Source organism: Flavobacterium bomense (genome assembly GCF_003970355.1).
The window spans coordinates 49,936-70,066 of sequence record NZ_RYDJ01000016.1; the positions used below are offsets into that span (position 1 = coordinate 49,936).

Consider the following 20,131-nt stretch of genomic DNA (forward strand, 5'->3'; position numbering starts at 1 on the left):
TTAACTTAATCCAAAATGTTGCAACTTATCATAATCCTTTTCAGAATTCAATAAAATTTTTGGAATATCAATATAGAAATCATTATTGAAACCAAATTTAAAATCTAATGCATACTTATTAGGGGGTTTAAAATCATTCATACTTTCAGAATATAATTCTACTTGAAACTTAAAAAATTCTCCTTTCGGAATTATAATTTCATCTGTTAGTGCGGTATTTATTGTTTTCTTGTTAGCTGGTAATTTAATCTTGTATGTTATGATTGATCTTAAAATACATGGTAATTGAATATCTGGACCAGAAAGACCAACTGGCAAATGCTTGTTTGTTATAAGAATATTGGTTAGTAAAACCGTTTGATCAGAATTATTTTTTAAACTGAAATTAAATATCGGAAATAAGGATTTGAACTTGACAGCTTGAAAAGCATTTAAAATATTTTCGTATGGCTCCCAACCACAATTTTCACTATCAATTGTAACAGATATGAATTGAATATCTAATTCTTTATTTTTCGATTTAAATCCGCCCTTTTTATTATATTTTTTAGAATTCATTTATTAAATATTTTGATTTTACAAATTAACAAAAAATCGATTATTTTATTAATAGAGGACTATTTTCAGAAACATAATTAAATAATGAAGTAGCATTTTCACTACTTAAAAGCCCTCCCAATACAAGGTCTCCAAGTTTGCCTTTTACGATTTGTCCCCAATTCTTTTTGTTTAAGAATAGTATTAATTCCTTTAATTCATCAATTTCATTGAATATGATTTCATTTCCTAACTCTTGTTTTAGCAATATCTCATCAAGTTTTGAATTAATGTTTATTATTTCATTTTTAGAGTAATAATCATTTTCAACTTTGGCTTCACTTTCATACATATGCCACTCTAATAATTCAATAAACGGTTTAAAAAACTTTTCCTTAAAGCAGTCGAGTCTTTTATTATGGTCGCCATTTGTTTCACGATACCAAACTCCGGAAGCCTCAAAATAATGATTTTCAAATTTTTGTTCTACTTCAAATAATTGTTGAATTATAAAAAATCCAAATGCACCTTGATCTTCTCTATTCTTAATATTGTCTTTTATTGTTTTTATTATTCTATGATCAGGAACCATCCTATATCCCGAATTATTATAACCGGATGAAGGAAAATCATTTTTTATTGAACTAAAATCTTCACTAATTCTCTCCAATATTCTACTAGAAATTGATTGTTCGTGAAGAAAAGAAAAAAATTGAGAGACTTTATCTTGAACATAAATCCTTTCTGAATAATTTATATCTGAAGCGTAGGAATTTATTTTCTGTTCTAACTCTATTAAATTTAATTTTCTCATAATTTATTATCCTAATTTTATTGATTCATCCCATAGTTTTGCTGGAATTAAAACTTTATTCTTGTCTTTAATATCACAAACGTGATTAATATTATTATTTAACTCCAAGTTACAGAAACCTTCGCTTTTACAAAGTACGTGCTTTATGTTTTCATAAATTTTTTCGTCCCCTTCATAATAACCGGGTAATGCAATTGCAAACCTAATATTTACCTGCTTTAGTTTCTAAATCAAAAATTATTAGAAAGCATTTTAATTCTTTTGGAATGGTTATAAGATTTAATCCCAAACATTCATCTGGAAAATCAAAATGTATCCAAAAAGGGTTTTTTATTATTTCTCGCTCTGGAAATTTTATTTGTTCTCTTACTTTATCCAGGTTTTGATTAAAAAGAAAAATATGACCTAATTTTTGATACGCAATTAAGTACGCAATTTTTAAGAGACAAATTGATGATAATCTTTCATCAGATTTTTGTTCTTTTTCAATAGTAAATTTATACCCTGTTGTCCATCCACTATAAAATGGTTCATCAGTAAAAAACATTGGATTAGAGTATGACATACTCTTACTTTTAATAAAATTGTCATAAGCAACGGGATTACTATCCTGTTTAATTAAATTCATTACTATTTCATTGTTTTTCCCAATAGTGAAATCAGCTGTAACAGTTTCATTTTTTGTACTGTCATTTTTTATTCTTTTTCTAAATTTAGTATTTGCTTTAAATCCATTAATTTCAATTTCTTTCAAAGCTGTTAGTAATTCTTTGTCAATTTTATGCCCAGCTACGTTATTACAAGTTTCACAAGTCAAAACATCATCTTTTCCACCTAAAGATTTAGGAGGATTATGGTCAAACGTTAAAAGAGAATTATCCCTTTGATCAAAATAGTTTAAACAAATTGGGCATAAACAGCCATAATCAATATTCTTTATGATTTTTTTATGGAAGATATTTCACTTACCCAATTTAAATTATCAGCGTAAATTTTAAATAATTTCTCCTTTTTAATTTTATTTTTACTCATAATTTTAAACTATCTTTTTTTTTAAACTAATCCTAAATTTAGTCAAAGGATTCAATAAATAAGGATTTTATTAATTTACCAAAATAGTTAATTTTAGTTAATAATTTGTTTTGAATAGTTTTGATTTATTAACGAATTTATTAATGTGTTTTTTAATGTAGGTTGGTATATTTTATTTGCGATTTACTACACATTGTGTAGTAAATCGCAAATAAAATATATTTAAAACGAGAGTGAATTTATTAAAATTTCACTCTCGTTCTGTTGATAAGGGCAAAATTTAGCCTCGTTTAAATGCTATTAACTTTAGGCAACAAACCATATATTTTGCCAAAAATTAATTTTTATTGCCTTTTAATTTTTCAATATAAGTTCCTAAATTGCAAAGTTCGATAAGTTCTAATTCATTATAATTAAAAGGTATTTGAGCAATATCAATCAAACTAATATCATTGGCAAAAGATTTTTCACCTAGCAAGTGTTCCAAATGAATGTAGAGTGTATTTAGCAGGTTTTCGTTATTGCAATGTATTATATAATTTTTGACGTATACTCTAATTCCTAGTTCTAAAGGTTTATTTTGTATTTTGATTGGTTGGAAATACATTTCGCTGATTTTTAAATTTATTCCATAATATTCTAGCGGTTTGTCTGTGCCTTGCTTATATTTTGAAAGGTCGGTTTCGGGTTGGAGAAAGGCAGTTGTTTTCCAGCGTTCTACAACTGGAGCGAGATAAACTAGTAATTCAACTTCTTTGAAAAGATAAGGATTGCCATTTGCTGTAATGATTAATTCCGCTCCATTCCTTTTGTTTTTTATGATTAGGTCAAGATCTTTATTGTATTGATGGAGTAGATAAATTAACTTATCAAAATGTAATTTGAGTTCGTCTTTTGGGATTTCGTTTAATAATAGAAAAACGAAGTTGTTCTGTTTGAAATGATTCCAGAAGTTGGTTATTAGGTTCATCGTTTGTCTTTTATGGTTTTATCGTAAGCAATTAGATTGAACATTTCTCGCATTCTACTTCTAACTCTATTCCCATAAATATTTTCTATTTCACTTGCTGAAAGGTTTGTGGTTATGTGGGTTTGGATTTTTTTTGCTGTGAATAGTTCGTAACGACTCAATAGTATTTCTGCCATTACGTTGCATTCGTTACCAAAATATTTTAGATTGTTTTCTGTTCCTAAATCATCAAAGCATATTGTTTTGGGTTCGGATTGATAGAGTTTGCCTTTGCTGTATTTGTGGATGATTTCGTACCCGTCCTGGATAAATTCAAAACTAATGTCCCGGCACGGTTTTACGAAAAATTTATGCTCTGTTGGTGCTAAGTGTTTCATTAAATTCATTAGTGAGGTTTTACCACAGCCGACTGGACCAGAAAGTAAAATTCCTTTGTTGAGGTTTATGCCATATTGAAAACAAGTTGCTTCATCTTTTAGAAAATAAGCAATGAGTTTGTAAATTATTGGATGATCGCTTTCAAGGATTTTGAAATGATTTCCGTATAATTCTACACCTTTTTTCTCTAACCAAATAATTATTTCAGTATAGCTATAATGGCTCTGAATAGTCTTTGTCAATTCCTGTGTTGAGATGTTTTGCTCTGTTGGGCTGTTGCTCATTTGAAATGAATTTAGGTGCGTTTAATATCCAATTTTGTGCTGCTGCTTGCCAATCGATCATTGGTGTTTTGCCACCAACTAACCAACCGTTACTGGAGAAATAATTGAAGAATTTTTGTGCTTCGAGTTCCGGAAACTTTTGTTCGAGGAAATAGGCTTTGACATCATCGATTGTTGGCTTCTCGCCCCTCGACTGCGCTCGGGATGACACGCTCGAAGTCGAAGTGACAAAATTTACTTTTTCTTTTTTGGCGGAACTTTTTTCTTTTTTTTCTTCATCAACATTTTTTAAAATATCATCTTCAATTTGAAAATTTTGTGCTTGCTCATCCAAGTTTGCAATCTTTAAATTGTTTGAAATGTTTGGTATGTTTGTATTGTTTATATAAGATACCAGCGCTTGTTCACTACCAGTCCCATTACTAGTACAAGACTTGTTCACTACTTGTTCAGTAACTAGACCAAAAACAGGTTCAGTATTTGAACTGTTATTTTTTTCGCTTTTGGGCATTGGTTTTAGTTCGTCAGATAGATTAAATAGATATACTTGACTTCCTTTGAATGGATTATATGACGGCTCATAATTGATGTATCCTAAAGAATGCAAGTTTTTTAAGCATTTATGATAAGTCGCTTTAGAACTAATTTTGCTGATTCGCATCACCTCATCACGCGAAATACTGATTGGATTTTTGAATCGATTGCAATTCCAGAATTGAAACAAAGCCACATACATACTCACATGTGTTGGATTGAGCACTTTGTCTTTGGCTACTTTGTCGAAAAAGCCAGTTAGGTGTTTTATGTAATTCATGAGATAGTGTTCAGTTTGATTAACCGCAAGAAGTGCGAAGTTGATGAGATCCCTCCTTCGTCGGGATGACAATGATGATGCCTCTCGACTGCGCTCGAGGTGACAGATTATTTAAATAAATTGGGAATAGAGTTGACTTTGTTGTTTTCCAGTAATTTATCAATGTCTTGATTGGCATAATAGATAGTGCCACCGATTTTAGTATAGGCAAGAGTTCCGTTGATGCGGAGGTTTTGGAGTGTTCCGGGAGAAATGTTTAGTAGCTTACGTACTTCTGTGGATTTTAGCCACTTTTTGATGCTAGCCGTATTTTGGGATTCTACTATTTTTTTGATTTGTTCCAGGAGTTCTATTTTGAATTCCTTAAAATCTTCTACTGTCATAATTGTTGCAGCCATTTGAAAGTGGTTTAAGTTTGTATCTATTGTAATTTTTTACTGAGACAAAATTGACTGCTTTTATTTGTTTTTTAACCCCATACGAACCGGACTACCGAAGAAATTTAACATTTCAACATTATTTAAAGCCTGTTTTGGGGGGTATTGGTATTTTTTATCTGTGTTTTTTTGTGTTGTTATTTTTTTGTATTTGAAAAATATCATTTTCCAATGAAAAATGACTCCTTGGATGGGTTTTCTAAGAGAAAAGTCTAAAAAAATCTAATTTTGCGCCGTAATTCAAAAATACTATAAGTCCCAGCCCTTGGGGTTTAATATCCAATTATGAATTTATTTTTGTAATACTTTTCTTCGTAGGTTACGATTGACTACCGATTTTTAATTATTCGTCTTCTTTGCTGATTTTTTGCTGTAGATTCACCATCAGTTCTTCCAGAAATTTTGTTTTACTGCTCTTGCGTTCTTTAATTTCTGCGTAGGTTTTGTAGATATTGTCTATTTTGATGTTAAAAAAGTCTTCGAATGATGCAACTATCGTATTTATGTCGGCCGCTCCATGGTTTAAAGCTCCATTGGTGTGTAGGGCATAGATTAATTCTGTAAGCGCCGTTTTTGGAGCTGTCCATGCCAGTACCTTGTGTTTTTTCTCTTCAAATAGCATTTCATTTCCGGCATTGAGCTTTTGCATTGCTTCGCGGATGTAATGAATAAAGCGGTACATTGCTTTTATTTTTGACCAGAGCATGTCATGTGATGACGAGAATTCGGGATGTTGGTAATAATCAGTCATCGGGGTAAAAGGGAAATTATTACCGGGGTTTCTTGTAAAAAACTGATGATCTATATAGCTATTTCCTTGTTCCATATAATTCACAAAATCCCTGTTTCGAGAAAAGAATTTATTGATTTTGCGCATTTCCTTTTCAAAAAATTCTATTTGGTATGAAGTGCCTGTTTTTGGCTTTCGCAGCTCACAAGAGCGTACTTCGGTATAATAGATTAGGTAACTCATAGGAAGTGGTTTGATATTTTTGAAAAAATCAATCTCAGCAGGTACTGTTTCGAAATCATTTTGCTCCACTATCTCTTTTAATTTGGATACCGTTTTGTTGCATAAATCAATTCCTCCAGTAGCTTTTTTGAGATGGTTTTCTTCGGAATAAATTATCGAATTTATTTTATAATTAAAATCTTCAATAGTGTTTTTAAACATAGATTTCTGGTTTAAACCTCACCCCAACGTCTCTCCAAAAGGAGAGAGGAGCAAAAGTTTTTTGGTTATAATTAATTTTATTGGCAGCGTTTGTTGGGTAAAATTCTGTATAAAAAACAAATAGTCTTGTATCCAATTATGCAAAAATCCCAATATGATAACTGATACTCCCGATTTGACAATTTTCATTTTATTTTTTGATAATTGTTTTATTTTGATGATTTATGTAATACTTTTATCGTTTTTTTTTATGTAAAAAGTACTATTTTATAAAAAATACTATGAAACTCACAACTAATTACTATGAGAATGAGTATGCCCAATTCTGGATTATGGATGGTATTCTTTTTTTTGAATACAGACCTAATGTTGTTATTGATTTGACCATAGCCCATCGAATTGTAGCCGATCGAATACAAATGCAAAAGGAGAAATCTTATCCTGTATTATGCGACATTAGGGGTGTTGTAGATTCGGACAAAGCTGCCAGAGATTATTTAGCCCAATCCGGTTCCGTTTTGGCAAAAGCTGTTAGCATTGTTACCAATCAGAGTGTTTCCCTAATTATGACCTCTTTTTATCTTAAAATATGTAAACCAAGTGTTCCCACAAAGATTTTTACGGATGATTCATCCGCCTTAGCTTTTTTGGAAACCTATAAATAATTTGAATTAATTACTTATCAGCAACTGTGAATTCTTTAGAGTAGCATAATAAAATGGAATATTTACATTTTAAAGAAAAACACACCCCTAACCTCTCTTAAGAAGGGAATTCGCCTCCGTTAATACTTGATCTTTAGTTGTTTATTTAATTAATAAGTGGATAAACAATACAGTTTACTTTTTAAAATTATTTTAGTTAGTGTCTCAATTATGCAACAAGAAATCAATCAACAACGCATTCAAAAGATGTATCAAATGCTTCTTGAAATGGCGGGAGGTAATTTTACAAATCGGATTCAACGATCCGAAAAGGATGATGAACTAGAAGCCTTAGTTGTACTGATTAACATGGTTGCTGAAGAAATGAAGGAATCTGTTTTTCATTCCGGTTTTATCAATCCGCATTATACCTATAGCAATCTTGTCCAAACCACTTTTATCTTGGATGAAGATTTTATTATCCGAAGTTATAATTCAACTGTTCCCGCAATATTTGGGTTTATACCTGACAAGCTCTATGCTACCCCTTTTCCTAATTTGCTTTCGAAGGAATCCTTAGTGGTATGGAATTCTATTGCAGCAGCATTACTTCATGATACCACCTACAATGGTACTACGCCACTTGTTTATATTACCCAAGAGCAATTACTTGTGCCTTGTTTATGTACCATTTCTCGATTGATGCACAGTACGAGTGTACTAATTAGTTCTGTCACTACCGTCTTTTCTGAACCTATAAAAACTGTAGTTTCCCCGGAAAGTGCTAATTTATTTGTTGGGCCTGGTAGCTATTCTGATGTGCAATTGATACAACAGGTATATGATTATATTTTGAATAATTTGAATTCTCCATTACCTTCTTCAAAAGAACTCTCCCGAATTTTTGGATCCAATGATTACAAATTGAAATCTGGATTTAAACATTTATTTAAGACTAGTATCTACCAATTTTATACTAGTGAACGGATGAAAAGAGCCCATCTTTTAATTAAGCAAACAAGAATTCCTTTAAAAAGTATAGCACATATGGGTGGATTTTCTACCTATCCCAATTTTTCAAAGAGTTTTAAAAAACATTTTGGTTATGCACCAAAGGATATTATGAGGATTGTGCCTGAGGTGTGAGTTTTCTGTTATCTACTAGTTCTTCCATTATGCTATTTTTTCTGTATCACTTTTTAGAAGCATGTAAAAAAAATCCCGAATTGATAAGTTTTAATCCTGAATTGATAAGTTTAACCCTGCTTGATTTTTTATTATTGCATTTTCTTTTATAAAAGTATTGGAAGTTTTAGTTTAGAAATAAATTTTTTAATTATGACGCTATGGATCAGGAAATCAATCAACAACGAATAAAAAATATTGCGCAAATGCTTCTGGAGATGGCGGCAGGAAATTTTGCTTACCGTATTCCCAGAACCGGAAATGATGATGAACTGGAAGGATTGACCGTTCTCGTGAATTGGGTAGCTGAAGAAATGCAGGAATCTATTTTTCATGGAGGTTATGTCAATCCACATTATAGTTACCGATATGTCGTTCAAAGCAACTACATCTTAGATTCTAATTTTGCGATAAAAGATTTTAGTGCTGATGTTCCTAAACTTTTGGGATTTGAGTCCGACGATCTTTTAGGAAAAGACTTTGCAGAAATCCTTACAAAAAAATCAGCACTTATATGGAAAACTGTAAAGGACGAAATTGCGCAGAATGAAACCTATCAAATTACTGTACCGCTGGAGTTCTTTACTCTTGATAAATTACTTATTCCAGTCTATTGCAGCATTTCAAGCCTTTGGCAAAGGACAGATATTATTATTAGTTCATTTTCCGTTGTTATAGATGACTTAATGGGAAAGGAATCCTTACTGAGGGAGGTAATTACTGCCGACGAACAGAAAATTCATAATTATTTGGATGTAAAATCCACACAAGCTGTTTATGATTATATATTGGCAAATATAGATTCCACGATGCCAACTTTAAAAGAACTCTCCCAGGTTTTTGGCACTAATGAATACAAATTAAAAAATGGTTTTAGGCAATTGTTTAAAATAACCATTCAGCAATTTTATAATAATGAAAGGCTTAAGCGGTCTCAATTACTGATAAAGGAGACCAAAATACCATTAAAAACCATTGCTATCATGGCAGGGTTTTCCACCTATCCTAATTTTTCAAGGGCTTTCAAAATTAAATTTGGTTATTCTCCTACTAAGATGGCTAGGCGATAGCTTTGGATTAAAAACCACCCCGCCCTTCGCGCACCCTTCCAAAGGAGGGGAATTTTGAAAACTACATTTTATATTGCCGTTAATGGTATTTAGAAATTTTTATGTGGGATACTTCAAACTCGTAGGAATTTAAAATAATCCTGATTTGATAAGCTTTTATCCTGATTTGATAACACTTATGTTATGCTGTTTTTGGAATTTTACATAACTAATATCAAAGACCTTACGAAATGAAATCAAGTCAACATATAAAAACTATTATTATTGAAACGGTTTGCCTGCTTTATATACTATTGTTTGTATATGCTGCCGTTAGCAAATTAATGGGTTTCGACAACTTTCAGGCGCAACTTGGTCAATCGCCTTTACTTAGCGCTTATACAGGATTTATCTCATACTCAGTGATACTAATAGAAATTATCATTTCAGTATTATTGTCAATACCCCGAGTTCGTTTAATCGGATTGTTTTCATCGTTTTGCTTAATGGTTCTATTTACAGCTTATATAATTATTATAACCAATTATAGTTCCTATGTTCCTTGTTCCTGCGGGGGTATTTTGGAAAATATGGATTGGAACGAACATTTAATTTTTAACATTTGTTTTGTTGTTATCGCAGTTATTGCAATTTTAAGCATTATTAATATTAAAAATGAAAATGGAAGTAGCGGAAATAAAATAAAATCTAAATACGCATTAGATACTAAGAGAGGTACAATACTTTTGGGAGTAATGACTTTCCTCTGTTTTACATTTATTACGGGTCTTTACATTTCTTCTGATAATCTGATGCATAATGAAAATCCGTTTATTCGCAGATTCATTCAGGGTGCTTCTATCAAAATGGAAGAGAAGGATGTAAAAAGTTCTTCGTTATATTTTGCAGGGTCAGAGAATAGCAAAATTTTTATAGGGGATAATCTCGCCCCATTACACATTTTAGAATATGATTCCCTCTTACGTCAGACACAACATTATAAAATTCAATTAGAACGTGAAGACTTCCCCTTTCGCTCCGTACAGGTCAGGATTGCACCACCCTATTTTTATGTAACCGATGGAACTGTACCAGTAATTTTTAAGGGAAATATTTCAGACTGGAAAGCGTCAATTATAATGGACAACAACTCTTTCTATTTTTCCAAAGCCGTAATAATCGATTCGTCTACTATTGCATTTCGAGCTCGCCACCAAATAACGCTTGACAATATTCTAGGGACATTTAACTTCAGGGATAGTTTAACTGTTAAACCAACAACCTCATTGTTAGAAAAACAGATTGATGGCTTTTTTGACACTGACGGCACCATGCATTATGATAAAGAGGCAAAAAAATTTGTATACACCTATTTTTATCGCAACCAATTCATAGTTGCCGACAATACCCTAAAATTATTATATCGTGGAAAGACAATAGACACCACTACGCACGCGAATATTAAAATAGCGTTCATGAAAAGTACAGGTGAAAGAAAGTTTGCTTCCACTCCTAAAGTAGTAAATAATTTAAGTGCAATTTCTGGAAACCTATTATTTATAAACTCCAACTTAATTGGTCGATATGAAAGTCGAGCCATGTGGAAAAAAGCGACTGTAGTAGATATTTACGATGTTAATAAGGGCATCTATCTTTCTAGTATCTATCTCTACAACGTTGAAAAATTAAGAGCGAATGACTTTACTATAATTGGTTCCAACCTCTATGTGTTGGTTGGCAATTATTTACACCACTATATATTAAACAGAAATCTTATCAATGGAAATAAAATTACCGGCCGGTAGCAGGGGTGAGATCGAAAACCTGTAAAAGAGTAGATCGTATTTTTTTTTAATTTTAAATTTTATTATCATGAAATCATTCATTAAAGTAATGTTGCCCGTGGTGGCATTTGCACTCGCAAGCGCAGGGGCTGTAAGCACCAATGCGCCTAAAAAAGCTGATGGTAAAAAACCACCTATCACTGCATTTGTACAGAATCCATCTTCTACTTCTTGTGCGCCAGTGACTGCAAATTGTTCAGAGACCAACACACATTTGAATTGTATGTCTATTGAATTCCCAGCAAAACGTGCCTTTCTAAAAGATGCATCAAATGCCTGCGTGGTTGAACTTTGGAGAATCCAATAGTTCATTATTAATTATGCAGTTTCCCTATTTCGGAAACTGCATAATTTTTACTTTTGTGTAGCCGTGTTAGTATCAGCCATCCAAGGTTTCATTGGCTTCTCTTTTAGGTAGTATCCAAACCAATCCTGGATACGGACGGTTAAATCTATCTGGTTCTTTTGACTCGAAAGAATATGACCCTCATCTGGATATGCAAGCATTACATTTTTCTTTTGCAACCTTCGCAAAGCAATGTAAAATTCCATCCCTTGTTTACTTTGTACATTTGTATCATTAAGTCCAACCCATGTTAATATTGGAGTTTGAATGTTTAAAGCTTGAGCTATGGGAGAATTTCTGTAATACGCTTCTTGATCTTCATAGAATGATTTAGCCATTCTATATTGCTGATTTTCATAGCGCCAAGCCTCCGGTAATTTATTGCTGCTATTAATTGTCAAATAATGGCTTACAATATCAGATACTGCAGAACCGCTGACAGCGGCCTTAAAAATATTGGTTTGCGATATGATAAAGTTTGCTTCATAACCTCCAAAAGAATGCCCTATCAATCCAATTTTTAAGGGATCAATTACATTCATACCAATTACCTTCTTCACCGCGGAACTGATACAATCAGTTGCCGAAATTCCCGGATTACCACTGGCATATGCAATATCTGGCAGCAGCACGAAATACCCTTGCGTGGTAAAATTAGAGATGTTGAAACCTATGCCATTTTCATTAGATGGGTTCACGTAGTGATTGAGTTCACCCGATACTGTTGAGTAAATATAAACGACCATGGGATATTTTTTCTCCTTACTATATCCCGCAGGATAAAACAATGCACCATTCAAGGGACTTCCATATTTATTTTTAAAATGAATCATTTCTGAGTGACCCCATTTGAAATTTTTCTGATGCATGTTACTTGTAACCAAGGTGGTCACTTTTGCAGTTTCGGATGTCATATGCCTTATGCTGGGAGATTGATCATACGTTTGCTGTTGGTAAATAAAGACATTGCTTTCCCGTGCTTTTAGTAAATTATTTATTGCTCCATTTGTAGGTGTTAAAAGTCTTTCCCCTTTTTTAAAGTCCAGTAAATAATATGTTGAACTGGCATCATTAAGGTTAACAGCCCGAATTAATAATTTTTCCAAAGTATTATAACTGGCTGATGTCAAACTGGAATAATTCACTCTAATTTCTGCATTGTCGGACGATTCGGCAAATCTGAATTGTATTCCTTTTTCCTTACCTTTCGTCAACCTATGCTTGGATTTCCCATCGGGAGTAATCGCCCAAATGTCGTTGTAGTCATAATACAATACCCATTTATGATCAGTTGTCCATCCAGCATTACCCCAAAAACGCAACTCATCGCCAGGATCTTTCTTTCTATTGTCCCAATCTCCCTGTAGATCTTTAGTAACATTAACATGGGTTGCTTGTGCTATATTGTAAACCCACCAATTAGTATCATGATAGTACGTGATATATTTCCCATCAGGTGAGGTAGCTATAGAGCCACTTTGACCATTGTGTTTTTGAAGAAATAGTCCCTTTTTTCCTGTTTTTAAGTCATTAAGGTAATAGTCCATGTCGGCAAACCTTTTATATTGTGGTTCATAAGTCAGCGGATTGGCAGTAATCGCGTAATCCTGATTGCCAGAAAGCATGACCCATGATAACTCATTAGAAGTAATAGGGAAAATTTTATTTACATATGGCCACCATACCGCCAGTAACTGAACGTGGTCAAGTGAGGCAAGCTGTTTTCGGTGCGTATATAATCTTTTATCGTCTCCATGCCAGATTTCTACATTTGTATCAAATACTGATTTATCTATTGCTGTTGGGCTATAGATGCCAAAAAAAACGTTTCTTCCATCGTCGGATATTGACAATTGTAGATGTGGATTGGAATCAATTTTAATAGCAGTAGTTTGCGAAGCAGTATTGAGGGTATGTAACTGATGTGTCGGAATTTGGTATGTATATAGAATATCTCCTATATCTTTAGAATTGGTTGGAACACCATAAAAAGCCACTGCCGTTCCGGTTCTATTCCAGGTAAGATTATTTAGGGGATAATCAACATTGGTTAAAATTAACTCCTGTTCAATATCCTGTTTAAAACTCAAAAGCCGAACAGAATATTTACCATTTACCAAAGTGCAGTAAAGGACTTTGGTTTTTTGGCTATTCCACCGATAATCAACAACATCACTGATGTTTTCCTTAAGTATTCCATTTTTGTTGTATATACTGACTTTTAAAAGATTATTTGGTGATGATTCAGAAGTCACCAGAAATACACCAGAGGATGTGAATTCGTATTGCATTACATTCGGAATAATGCGTCCGCTTCCATCGGTAAGATTGATCAAGTTCAGACCGTCTTTTGATAAACACCCAAAGGTATCCTCCTTACTAAATTGACCGTTGTTACTACCCGGAAATACATATTCCAAGTTGTTAGTGCTATTCTTTATAAACAGTGTATCTTTTTTGGTCTTATAAATCCTAGTATAACTTATCCAGTTGCCTTGGTTTGAAATGGATTCTAATTGCAGCGTGCTCCATAAGTGGTAATCGCCTGCAGTCACTATCTTGGGTAGCACCTGTCCCGCTAGGGGACAGGGAACTAACCCAAAAACGAATACGGCTATAGAACCGTAGACGAATCTTAAATGGGTTTTAAAAAATAACATTAGTAACCTGGATTTTGTGGATGGAGGTTTGGATTGGCCAACAATTCATTATTAGGAATAGGCCAAAACATATCATTGTGATCCCAGCCTATTTTAGAAAGGGAAAGCACGCTGTCAAGATTGTTTGTTCTTTTTAAATCAAAAAAGCGATGCCCATATTCTGTGAAAAGTTCATGGCGACGCTCAGTTAGTACTGCAGCTGCAATTTCTATACCAGTAGCAGCATCAGTATCTCCCAATCCTGCCAAATGCCGAATTTTATTTAAATCCTCCTTTGCGGTAATAAGCTCACCCTGCATTGCACGAGCTTCAGCCCTTATTAGATATTGTTCCGCTAGCCTGAATACTACGGAATATTCCAACGAAGATCCTGTATTTGAATTTTGCTTATATTTATAGGAATGAAACCATTTTTCGGTACCATTAGTAACGCTGACTATCCAATGTTCTTTCCTTTGGTCACCAGCCTCAAATGAAGTTACAAAATTAGCGGTGAGCGCTATCAGAGGTGGAGGTCCAGTTAGAAAAATAAAAAGGGAGCCTTCATCTGCATTATTGCCTTCCAGTTTCGGCATAAATTGCCAGATAGTAGTAGTGCTTGATTTCAAAAATATATTGTCCAGATCCGTTTCCCAAATATATAGGGGATTGTTGATTACTGCTGAGGCCTCATTTGAAGCTTCAGCCCAGTCACCGTGATATAAATAAGCCCTGGCTAGTAAAGCATGTGCAGTGGCTTTGTTTGCCCGCACACGTTCAGCACTAACATATTCTTCGGGTAGTAAAGCAATGGCTTCATTGAGGTCACTAATAATATGCTGGTAAACTTCTTCCACGGGCGTGCGTGAAACAAGCCTATTCACATTATAATCGGTAGTAGTTACATAGGGAATATCGCCATACATATTAGTAAGATAAAAGTGAACCAAGGCACGCACAAATAGCGCCTCGCCCTTGAACTGATTGCGATCATTTATAGCTAAAGACACGGCATTATGCACTCCTTCTATAATGGCATTCGCACCGTAAATCTGCTTGTAGCTTTCATTCCACACAGAGGCCGATACTGGACTCGATCCAAGCATAGTATTGGTAAATTCAGGATTAGTGGCAGAACTATAATAGGTTAGTTCATCAGCGTATAAACCCAAAGTATAGGACGTGCCAAGTGTTTGTCCGCTTAACACGCCACTATCCCTGAGTTTTGAATAAATACCTGCCATTGCCGCGTTTGCGGTGTTGCGGTCTTCAAAAACACTATTTCCCGTTAACTGTGAATCGGGAGTATCTACATCAACAAAACTATCGCATCCGGTCAGGCAGGATAGAAAAATAATTAAAAAAGTCGTTATCGATTTCATGTCTGTACTTTTAAGTTAAAAGGTTATTTGGATACCAGCAGAATACACTTTAAGTGGGGGCAAATAGGAGGAGTATGCCAGTTCTGGATCACCATTATTAAAGGAAGTGAAAGTCAAAAGGTTCTGTGCTTGAAAAGATAACTTGCAGCGTACCTCTTTAGCTAGTTGCAAAGGCAGGTCGTACGTCAGAGAAATGTTCTTCAGCCTAATATAGGAAGCATCAACAATGGCAGCATCACTATCACTATATTGGTAATAGGCATTAACCACCTCTCCATTTGTTCCCGTTGTATACCTTTGATTGGGTGATTGGTCACCCGGTTGTTGCCAACTGTCGGAAACGCTGGAAAGCTGGTTGATAAAATCACCCGGGACCCCTGGTCGGTAACTAAAATTTTTCTGTTTTACGAATTGAAATAGAAAATCAAGCTGAAGTTTTTTATAGGTCAATTGGTTTTGGAACCCGCCAAAGTATTTTGGAGTAAGATCTACCACCACATTACGGTCATCTGCATATGTAATCTGGCCGTCACCGTTAGCGTCCGCAAATTCATATACACCGGTTTGGGGATTCATACCTGTAAAATGGTACAATCTAAAAATATTTATCGACTCACCAATTACATAACGATTTGCATATGTTGAACTTTCAAGCCCCGGAAATGCAACAAGCTTATTCCTGTTAGCAGAAACATTGAGATTGGTCGTCCATGAAAAATCAGCGTCTTGAAAATTTACCGTCCGTAATGTAAACTCAAGTCCAGTGTTCTGAACCGTCGCACCCAGATTGGCTGTAAGTGAGTTGAAACCGGTAGTCGCTGGCAATGGTATTCCCACTAATTGGTCGGAAGAACGGTTTCGGTACCAAGCGGCAGTCAAAAATATACGATCTTTTAAAAATCCTGTCTCAAGTGCAATCTCTAATTTTTTGTTAGTTTCCCATCCGAATGCAGGGTTGTAAAGCCGCGAAGGTTGTAATCCAATAGTGCCCTGATACATATTCCCCGAAGAAATATAGGTGTCTAAAAATTGGTAATCTCCTATTTGGTCGTTGCCAGTAATACCATAACTAGCCCGTAGTTTTCCAAAACTTAGTACGGTATTATCATTTAAGAGAGGTTCATTAGTAAATAACCATGCAGCGCCCACAGCGCCAAAGTTGGCAAATTGTCTTCCTGGTCCAAAACGACTCGATCCATCCCTTCTGCCTGTAATATTGATTATGTACCTGCTGTCCCAGTTATAATTTACTCGCGCAAAAAACGCTTGATATTTGTAAATAGTTTCATCGCTGCGCGATACCGTTCTTATAGATGCGGAGGCAAGGTTATGGATGAGGTTGTTACTGGAAAAGTTGGCTCCAAACTGAAAAAGGCGGTCGGTGCGCTGACTTTGAAAAGTGCTTCCCACAAGTGCTTCCAGTTTACTTTTTCCCATAGTTTTATACCAGTTCAGTTGCGGTTCTGCAATCCAAGATTGGCGAGATGTGGCATTAGTGTTCAGCGACGAATATTGGCTTCCAACTCCATAAGAGGGATCATACATCGTGGATGGCCTTGTACGACTTTCATTATTGGTAAGGTCTGTAAACCCAAAGTTGGTTTTAAATTGCAATTCCGGCAGGAAATTGTAAGATAGTACGGCATTAGCATTTAAACTATTGATTCGCGAGAGAAATTCTGATTTTAAGTCCGCAAGAGGATTGGTCCAAGTGCTGTTTTCCCAGTTAAGTTCCCCGTTTTGGGTATATAGTGCGGGAGCATTTGGTGCTAATAAACGTGACGTGGCAGTAAGATCGACACCCGGTTGATTATTTTTTTGCGCATCATAACCCGCAGAAAACAACAATTTAAACTTCTGGTCGTCACTTGCGTGGTTCATACTAAAATGGACAGATCCTTTGCCATATTCAAAGTTACCAGGGATGACGGTGCCTTCTTTTCTGTAATTGCCACTCAAAAGGTATTGTGTTGAACTATTTCCACCAGACACCGAAGCTTGGAAATTACTAATTTCCGCTGTGCCGCCTATTAAGACTTTTTGCCAGTCTGTGTACCGGTTTGAATCCCATGTACCATTGACATCATAGGCATAAGAAGGATATTCCGTATATCCGTCATTGGTAAATGCCTTTCTGCGCATAGCAAGATATTGTTCCGTGTTCATCAGGTCAAGCATTCGTGTTACTTTTCCAACTGCTGTTGATGCATTGGCCGAAAAAGTAGTCTTGCCCGCTTTTCCTTTTTTGGTGGTAATTAATACGACGCCGTTAGCACCACGCGAGCCATAGATTGCTGTAGCATCGGCATCCTTAAGTACTTCCAGACTTTCTATCTCTGATGGGTTAATACTGTTTAACGGGTTTGTTAATGATGGTGTAGTACCCGAAGTTTGGCTAAAGCCAATGGTTTCTGATGAGAACGGCACACCGTCAATAATATACAATGGATCATTCCCATCGGCTCTCAAGCTATTTATACCCCTGATTTTTATCTGAAAATTGCCGCCGGGAGATCCACTATCCTGCACAATTGCAACTCCGGCCATTCTCCCCTGCATGACAGCAAGTACATTTGAAACTGGTTGTTTCTCTATATCTTTTGAGGTGATCTTTGCGATACTTCCGGTGCGTTCGCTCTCCTTTACGGAATAGTAGCCTGCATTGACACGGACTTCCTGCAGCGCTGTTGCGTCTTCCAGCATCTTGATATTGATTACTGTACGACCCTCAACAGGAACTGCAATTGTTTTAAACCCCAGATAAGTAAAAATGAGAATGTCTGTGGACGACACTGTTATTGTAAATTTCCCGTCGAAATCAGAAACGACCATTTTTTGCTGTCCTTTTACGGCAATTGTAACTCCGGGTAAAGGATTAGTGCCATCAGTGATGGTACCGCTTATTTGGTTTTGTTGCCATTGGGACTGATTTTGCCTCAGTCTGTTGTTTGCTTGAGCTGGGGGGCAGCAGAGGTATAGCCCGAAAATAATCGGGTACCAAAGTGCTCTCAAGCCTTTATTTAATGAAATAATTTTCATAATATTGGTTTAGTTAAATGAAATGTGAGTTTTGTTTTGCTATGGTCCTCTAGTTTAGCTTGCCGGCGAGTTAGGGGACTTTTTTTGTTTAGTCTTAAAGTCATCCAATCGAATGTCTAAAAGTCTTTAGGGATGGTGTTTTTTACTATATCATAGGTGTTTTTTAGTTAAGAGTTGTGAGTTGACGTTACGGCTAAAGAACCTTTATCTCAACCATAAATCCACAGGCACATCGTTGCTATAAAAAGTATAATTATTCCTATTTGTATTTGTTTGTAGTATTTCATAGGTATTTTTTTAGTTATTGGTTAAGGGTTAAGGGTTAAGGGTTAAGGGTTAAGGGTTAAGGGTTAAGGGTTGCTGTTGCGGCTAAATAGCCTGCACCTTTTATTAACAAATTCAAATTAAATTAACTAGGTGTTTTATTCAAAGGACCTTTCGGTGCAGGTGTCTTTTATTTAGTCTTAAAGTCGAAAGTCATAAAGTCTGGGGTTGTGTCTTTATTTAGTCATAGGCATTTTTTTTTTAAGTTTTCAGTCTTAGTTTTTAGTTGAGCATAGGAATCTTGTGCCAGTTACGGAAAGGGCGTTTTCTTAACTGGGATTTTATGCGGTTTAGTGATTGAAACCACTGCTAAGGTTTAGCTTAAGCTGTTTTAAATGTGTGTTTTTATTTTACTCATAGGCATGCGGGTTTTAGCGTGTTAAACTGCTGCGAGACTATGAAAATAAAGAAGCGGTGCTAAGAATATAAGAGAGTTATGTACCAAGAGAATAAAAAATGGCGCAGAACTCAGCTTATTGCGTTAGAGGTACTGGTATACCCGGAAACAATAAGTGAGCCCACGCCATGGGACGTGAGCATCTTACTTATCATCTCGTTTCTATCAAAGTACCAGTTTTCTAACGCGAGATTCTAAGCGAATGCTTCAAATATTTTATATGAAGAATCGCAAAATTACATTTTTCAATGTAATCCAATTACAAATATATAAATATATTTTAAATATGTACTATAGTACATAACATATTAATTGATTTTTGGTTCATTTTACTTATGCACGAATCATTAGATAAAATAGAACGTTATGTTATCTCTAAAGTAAGAGAAATTAGAGAAACTAAAAAAGTTACACAAGAGGAACTGTCATTATCAATCGGTAAAAACATTACATTTATTTCTCAAGTTGAAGCTCCATCAAAAAAAGCAAAATACAATGTAGTTCATTTGAATTTAATTGCGAAAGCCTTAGACTGTTCTCCTAAAGACTTTTGGCCAGAAAAACCACTTTAAATAATTTATTAGAAAGATGCCTAGGCATCTTTTTCTGTTTTATAGCGATACTGAACACTTGTCAATTCGGGATTAATAGTTGTCAAAAACGGAGGAATTGATAATTTGTTAAAATTTTCTCATTGAAAAACGCTTTTTTTTAATATCAGTTTGTACTCGATATGAGTCAGGGCGGTACATTATGGGAGCAAACAACTGTGATTTATATTCATATAACTACTAAAAGTATGTAACTGAAAAAAGTCCTTTTGATTATTTGTAATAATATAT

The 20,131-nt window shown here is 34.7% G+C and carries 17 protein-coding genes and 1 pseudogene; 5 read left to right on the top strand and 13 right to left on the bottom strand.

Going from position 1 to position 20,131, the window contains the following annotated elements; all coding sequences use genetic code 11:
- The 9 genes and pseudogenes from EKL98_RS12780 to EKL98_RS12815 form a co-directional block, all read right to left on the bottom strand.
- Window positions 1–558, bottom strand: coding sequence for a hypothetical protein (locus EKL98_RS12780; RefSeq protein WP_126562799.1), 558 nt, complete (start codon window positions 556–558; stop codon window positions 1–3).
- Window positions 559–598: 40 nt separating this feature from the next.
- Window positions 599–1,351, bottom strand: a complete 753-nt coding sequence (locus EKL98_RS12785) for a hypothetical protein (RefSeq protein ID WP_126562800.1) — start codon at window positions 1,349–1,351, stop codon at window positions 599–601.
- Between the two features lie 202 nt (window positions 1,352–1,553).
- Entirely contained in the window at window positions 1,554–2,105 is a 552-nt protein-coding gene (locus tag EKL98_RS12790) for a hypothetical protein (RefSeq protein ID WP_233589431.1), read from the bottom strand.
- 15 nt (window positions 2,106–2,120) lie between these two features.
- A pseudogene (locus tag EKL98_RS18590) lies at window positions 2,121–2,309 on the bottom strand (HNH endonuclease); the annotation flags it as partial.
- A 411-nt stretch (window positions 2,310–2,720) separates the two neighbouring features.
- Complete coding sequence (locus EKL98_RS12795; protein WP_126562801.1) at window positions 2,721–3,353, bottom strand: hypothetical protein; 633 nt, start codon at window positions 3,351–3,353, stop codon at window positions 2,721–2,723.
- Window positions 3,350–4,015, bottom strand: coding sequence for a P-loop NTPase family protein (locus EKL98_RS12800; RefSeq protein WP_199740700.1), 666 nt, complete (start codon window positions 4,013–4,015; stop codon window positions 3,350–3,352). Before EKL98_RS12800 ends, EKL98_RS12795 begins: the two co-directional genes overlap by 4 nt.
- Window positions 3,945–4,829, bottom strand: coding sequence for a transcriptional regulator (locus tag EKL98_RS12805; RefSeq protein WP_126562802.1), 885 nt, complete (start codon window positions 4,827–4,829; stop codon window positions 3,945–3,947). Before EKL98_RS12805 ends, EKL98_RS12800 begins: the two co-directional genes overlap by 71 nt.
- Before the next feature lie 107 nt (window positions 4,830–4,936).
- Window positions 4,937–5,227, bottom strand: a complete 291-nt coding sequence (locus EKL98_RS12810; protein ID WP_126562803.1) for a helix-turn-helix domain-containing protein — start codon at window positions 5,225–5,227, stop codon at window positions 4,937–4,939.
- A 382-nt stretch (window positions 5,228–5,609) separates the two neighbouring features.
- The gene (locus EKL98_RS12815; RefSeq protein ID WP_126562804.1) at window positions 5,610–6,440 is read right to left on the bottom strand and encodes an RteC domain-containing protein; all 831 of its coding nucleotides are present in this window, start codon (window positions 6,438–6,440) and stop codon (window positions 5,610–5,612) included.
- A 281-nt stretch (window positions 6,441–6,721) separates the two neighbouring features.
- On the opposite strand from EKL98_RS12815, the gene EKL98_RS12820 reads away from it, so the two are divergent.
- The 4 genes from EKL98_RS12820 (at window position 6,722) to EKL98_RS12835 (ending at window position 11,123) form a co-directional block, all read left to right on the top strand.
- On the top strand, window positions 6,722–7,105 hold the full coding sequence (locus tag EKL98_RS12820) for a DUF7793 family protein (RefSeq protein ID WP_126562805.1): 384 nt from the start codon (window positions 6,722–6,724) through the stop codon (window positions 7,103–7,105).
- 210 nt (window positions 7,106–7,315) lie between these two features.
- Complete coding sequence (locus EKL98_RS12825; protein WP_126562806.1) at window positions 7,316–8,230, top strand: helix-turn-helix domain-containing protein; 915 nt, start codon at window positions 7,316–7,318, stop codon at window positions 8,228–8,230.
- 200 nt (window positions 8,231–8,430) lie between these two features.
- Window positions 8,431–9,339 (top strand): helix-turn-helix domain-containing protein, encoded by a 909-nt coding sequence (locus EKL98_RS12830; protein ID WP_126562807.1) that lies wholly within the window; start codon window positions 8,431–8,433, stop codon window positions 9,337–9,339.
- A 230-nt stretch (window positions 9,340–9,569) separates the two neighbouring features.
- Window positions 9,570–11,123 carry a DoxX family protein gene (locus EKL98_RS12835; RefSeq protein WP_126562808.1) on the top strand — a complete coding sequence of 518 codons (1,554 nt, stop codon included), beginning with the start codon at window positions 9,570–9,572 and terminating at the stop codon, window positions 11,121–11,123.
- Here EKL98_RS12835 and EKL98_RS18095 read toward each other — a convergent pair.
- The 4 genes from EKL98_RS18095 to EKL98_RS12855 are packed head-to-tail and all read right to left on the bottom strand — an operon-like array spanning window position 11,079 to window position 18,568.
- A complete protein-coding gene (locus EKL98_RS18095; RefSeq protein ID WP_233589432.1) occupies window positions 11,079–11,474 on the bottom strand; it encodes a hypothetical protein in 396 nt (131 codons plus the stop codon). The genes EKL98_RS12835 and EKL98_RS18095 overlap by 45 nt on opposite strands.
- A gap of 42 nt (window positions 11,475–11,516) precedes the next feature.
- A complete protein-coding gene (locus EKL98_RS12845; protein WP_126562810.1) occupies window positions 11,517–14,168 on the bottom strand; it encodes a S9 family peptidase in 2,652 nt (883 codons plus the stop codon).
- On the bottom strand, window positions 14,168–15,529 hold the full coding sequence (locus tag EKL98_RS12850) for a RagB/SusD family nutrient uptake outer membrane protein (RefSeq protein WP_126562811.1): 1,362 nt from the start codon (window positions 15,527–15,529) through the stop codon (window positions 14,168–14,170). The genes EKL98_RS12845 and EKL98_RS12850 overlap by 1 nt, the downstream gene beginning before the upstream one ends.
- Window positions 15,530–15,544: 15 nt before the next feature.
- Window positions 15,545–18,568: a SusC/RagA family TonB-linked outer membrane protein gene (locus EKL98_RS12855; RefSeq protein ID WP_126562812.1), complete on the bottom strand. Its 3,024-nt coding sequence runs from the start codon at window positions 18,566–18,568 to the stop codon at window positions 15,545–15,547.
- A gap of 1,056 nt (window positions 18,569–19,624) precedes the next feature.
- Between EKL98_RS12855 and EKL98_RS12860 the strand changes: the two genes are divergently transcribed.
- Window positions 19,625–19,861 (top strand): helix-turn-helix domain-containing protein, encoded by a 237-nt coding sequence (locus tag EKL98_RS12860; RefSeq protein WP_126562813.1) that lies wholly within the window; start codon window positions 19,625–19,627, stop codon window positions 19,859–19,861.
- Window positions 19,862–20,131 lie beyond the last annotated feature (270 nt).

Excerpts from the sequence above, each read along its gene's own strand:
- EKL98_RS12845 (WP_126562810.1), bottom strand. The coding sequence starts at position 14,168 with ATGTTATTTTTTAAAACCCATTTAAGATTCGTCTACGGTTCTATAGCC.
- EKL98_RS12780 (WP_126562799.1), bottom strand. The coding sequence starts at position 558 with ATGAATTCTAAAAAATATAATAAAAAGGGCGGATTTAAATCGAAAAAT.
- EKL98_RS12785 (WP_126562800.1), bottom strand. The coding sequence starts at position 1,351 with ATGAGAAAATTAAATTTAATAGAGTTAGAACAGAAAATAAATTCCTAC.
- EKL98_RS12795 (WP_126562801.1), bottom strand. The coding sequence starts at position 3,353 with ATGAACCTAATAACCAACTTCTGGAATCATTTCAAACAGAACAACTTC.
- EKL98_RS12820 (WP_126562805.1), top strand. The coding sequence starts at position 6,722 with ATGAAACTCACAACTAATTACTATGAGAATGAGTATGCCCAATTCTGG.
- EKL98_RS12835 (WP_126562808.1), top strand. The coding sequence starts at position 9,570 with ATGAAATCAAGTCAACATATAAAAACTATTATTATTGAAACGGTTTGC.
- EKL98_RS18095 (WP_233589432.1), bottom strand. The coding sequence starts at position 11,474 with ATGAACTATTGGATTCTCCAAAGTTCAACCACGCAGGCATTTGATGCA.
- EKL98_RS12815 (WP_126562804.1), bottom strand. The coding sequence starts at position 6,440 with ATGTTTAAAAACACTATTGAAGATTTTAATTATAAAATAAATTCGATA.
- EKL98_RS12855 (WP_126562812.1), bottom strand. The coding sequence starts at position 18,568 with ATGAAAATTATTTCATTAAATAAAGGCTTGAGAGCACTTTGGTACCCG.
- EKL98_RS12860 (WP_126562813.1), top strand. The coding sequence starts at position 19,625 with ATGCACGAATCATTAGATAAAATAGAACGTTATGTTATCTCTAAAGTA.
- EKL98_RS12805 (WP_126562802.1), bottom strand. The coding sequence starts at position 4,829 with ATGAATTACATAAAACACCTAACTGGCTTTTTCGACAAAGTAGCCAAA.
- EKL98_RS12800 (WP_199740700.1), bottom strand. The coding sequence starts at position 4,015 with ATGAGCAACAGCCCAACAGAGCAAAACATCTCAACACAGGAATTGACA.
- EKL98_RS12830 (WP_126562807.1), top strand. The coding sequence starts at position 8,431 with ATGGATCAGGAAATCAATCAACAACGAATAAAAAATATTGCGCAAATG.
- EKL98_RS12850 (WP_126562811.1), bottom strand. The coding sequence starts at position 15,529 with ATGAAATCGATAACGACTTTTTTAATTATTTTTCTATCCTGCCTGACC.
- EKL98_RS12825 (WP_126562806.1), top strand. The coding sequence starts at position 7,316 with ATGCAACAAGAAATCAATCAACAACGCATTCAAAAGATGTATCAAATG.
- EKL98_RS12810 (WP_126562803.1), bottom strand. The coding sequence starts at position 5,227 with ATGGCTGCAACAATTATGACAGTAGAAGATTTTAAGGAATTCAAAATA.